The sequence below is a fragment of the Pseudomonas sp. IT-196MI5 genome (genome assembly GCF_949767415.1).
GTDB lineage: Bacteria > Pseudomonadota > Gammaproteobacteria > Pseudomonadales > Pseudomonadaceae > Aquipseudomonas.
The window spans coordinates 1-1,714 of sequence record NZ_CATKPZ010000040.1; the positions used below are offsets into that span (position 1 = coordinate 1).

A 1,714-nucleotide genomic window follows, 5' to 3' on the forward strand; every position below is an offset into this window, starting at 1 on the left:
GCAGATGGCCGCTGCCATAGGTCAGCCAGCTGACCCGATGCCCGTCCGGGCGGGTGGTGGCGATACGCTGGTTGAGGGCATCGTGTTCATGCTTCCACACCGCTACATGCGGTTCTTGAAGGTAACGCAGGTATTGATGCTCACGGGTGTTGTTACCCGCACGGTCGTAGAACCATTGCAGTTTGCAGGCGGCGTTTTCGGCCAGCAGCAGGTTGCCATTGCCGTCGTAGGCGAAGGATTCGGTCTGCCACTCTTCGCAGGCAAAGGCCTTAGCGCGATCAAGCTAATGCCGGGGTCGTCCAGTTGTTAAAGAGCGGGGCGCCGGTCAGCGATGCACGGCACCACGCGAGCCGCTGGCGATCAGGGTGGCACCGCAGGTAGTCTTCATGCCATCTAAAGCCACGGGTATTCCGTTGACGGAATAGGTGCTGCTGCCTTCGGCAATCGGGAAGGGCCCCTTGCACAAGGGGCACATCACCATGTGGCCTTTACCGGCCATCGGTTTGCCGTTGAGGTTGGTGTGGGGGATGGATTCGGTGACAACGCCGCCGTGGTCGGTGGTATCGCCGAGTCGAACTATTGGCATCATTTCATAGCACTCGCTCTGGCTGCTGGTTGAAGACGGCTGTCTCGTTCTGCTGGAGGGAATATGGAGATGGGAGGTTATTCATACTGACTCGTCTCGTTTTTTAGATTGAAGGATTGTGGTGGTTACTGACGATTAGGCTAGTGTGTGGCCAGTGTCGATAGAGAATGACCAATTTAAGTGGTAAGTGTGTTGAGCCATTTAGATATTTCATTTTTAATTGAGATGAGGTCTTTTTGAGCGGAAATAATGGATGTTTCATACCCTAGTCCTGATTTTTTAGTGGTAAGAATGGTTTTGCCGAGGTCTTCATCCAGAACTATTTTTAATATGTTTCCTGTTTTTTTGTGTTTGACCGAAAATATGGGGTTGGCGTCCATAAAGGGAGTTCCGTTGGAAAAGCTTGTGTTATAAAAAGGAGTAATAAAGCTCTCAATGTCTATGTTGTATGAAAATGCAAGTTCGATAAAGGTTTCTTTGATGTGTTTTTCAAGTTTTTTGTATGTGCTTGGAGTGGATAGGTAGTCGTTAAACATATTATTTATCCGTAAATGCTGTTCCAGAGGTGACTTCTATATCCACACGTTCGTGTGCGGTATCTCTCACCATAAATGTCTTGCTCACGGGGGCGCTAACACCACCACAGGCGCAAGCATTATCAATAAAACGCTCGGTTTTGCCGAAGGCTTCTTCCCGAGCTCTCAAATCTTGACGGCCTAGTTTTCCCTTGAGTTCATCCAGTTTTAGTTTTGCATCAGCAGCGGTAAGTGGTGAGTCTTGGTTCCAACTTACCGACTGTTCAAGTTTTGTCCCTTGAGCTTGGATTCTTCCTCTGTTGGCTGCCAGCCCGAGCGGGTCAATCCACCCAACTGGATTCGGCGCATAGGCATAGACATTCAGCCCACCCGCAAACCCAATCGGGTCCTTGCCAATAAACCGCCCGGTCTGCGGATCATAGTACCGATAGCGGTTGTAGTGCAGCCCGGTTTCCACGTCGAAGTACTGCCCCTGAAAGCGCAGTGGATTGCGGATATCTGTGCGCTTGGCAGTCTCGCTGCGCTGTTCCTTGGCTAAACCCCAAGCTTTGTAGACGCCGGCCCAGGCGATGTCGCCGTGTTCGTCGGTCAA

At 51.1% G+C, this 1,714-nt stretch carries 3 protein-coding genes and 1 pseudogene; all 4 read right to left on the bottom strand.

Features of this window, described 5'->3' with window-relative positions:
• Positions 1-247 (bottom strand): annotated as a pseudogene (locus ACM6IK_RS20840) (hypothetical protein); the annotation flags it as partial.
• A 78-nt stretch (positions 248-325) separates the two neighbouring features.
• Positions 326-586 carry a PAAR domain-containing protein gene (locus tag ACM6IK_RS20845; protein ID WP_414875824.1) on the bottom strand — a complete coding sequence of 87 codons (261 nt, stop codon included), beginning with the start codon at positions 584-586 and terminating at the stop codon, positions 326-328.
• Between the two features lie 176 nt (positions 587-762).
• Positions 763-1,122, bottom strand: coding sequence for a hypothetical protein (locus ACM6IK_RS20850; protein ID WP_414875822.1), 360 nt, complete (start codon positions 1,120-1,122; stop codon positions 763-765).
• A gap of 1 nt (position 1,123) precedes the next feature.
• A partial coding sequence (locus ACM6IK_RS20855; protein ID WP_414875823.1) for an RHS repeat-associated core domain-containing protein occupies positions 1,124-1,714 on the bottom strand: 591 nt, incomplete at its 5' end.

What these genes read in the sequence shown, in the direction of transcription:
- ACM6IK_RS20845 (WP_414875824.1), bottom strand. Translation starts at nt 586, where the DNA reads ATGCCAATAGTTCGACTCGGCGATACCACCGACCACGGCGGCGTTGTC.
- ACM6IK_RS20850 (WP_414875822.1), bottom strand. Translation starts at nt 1,122, where the DNA reads ATGTTTAACGACTACCTATCCACTCCAAGCACATACAAAAAACTTGAA.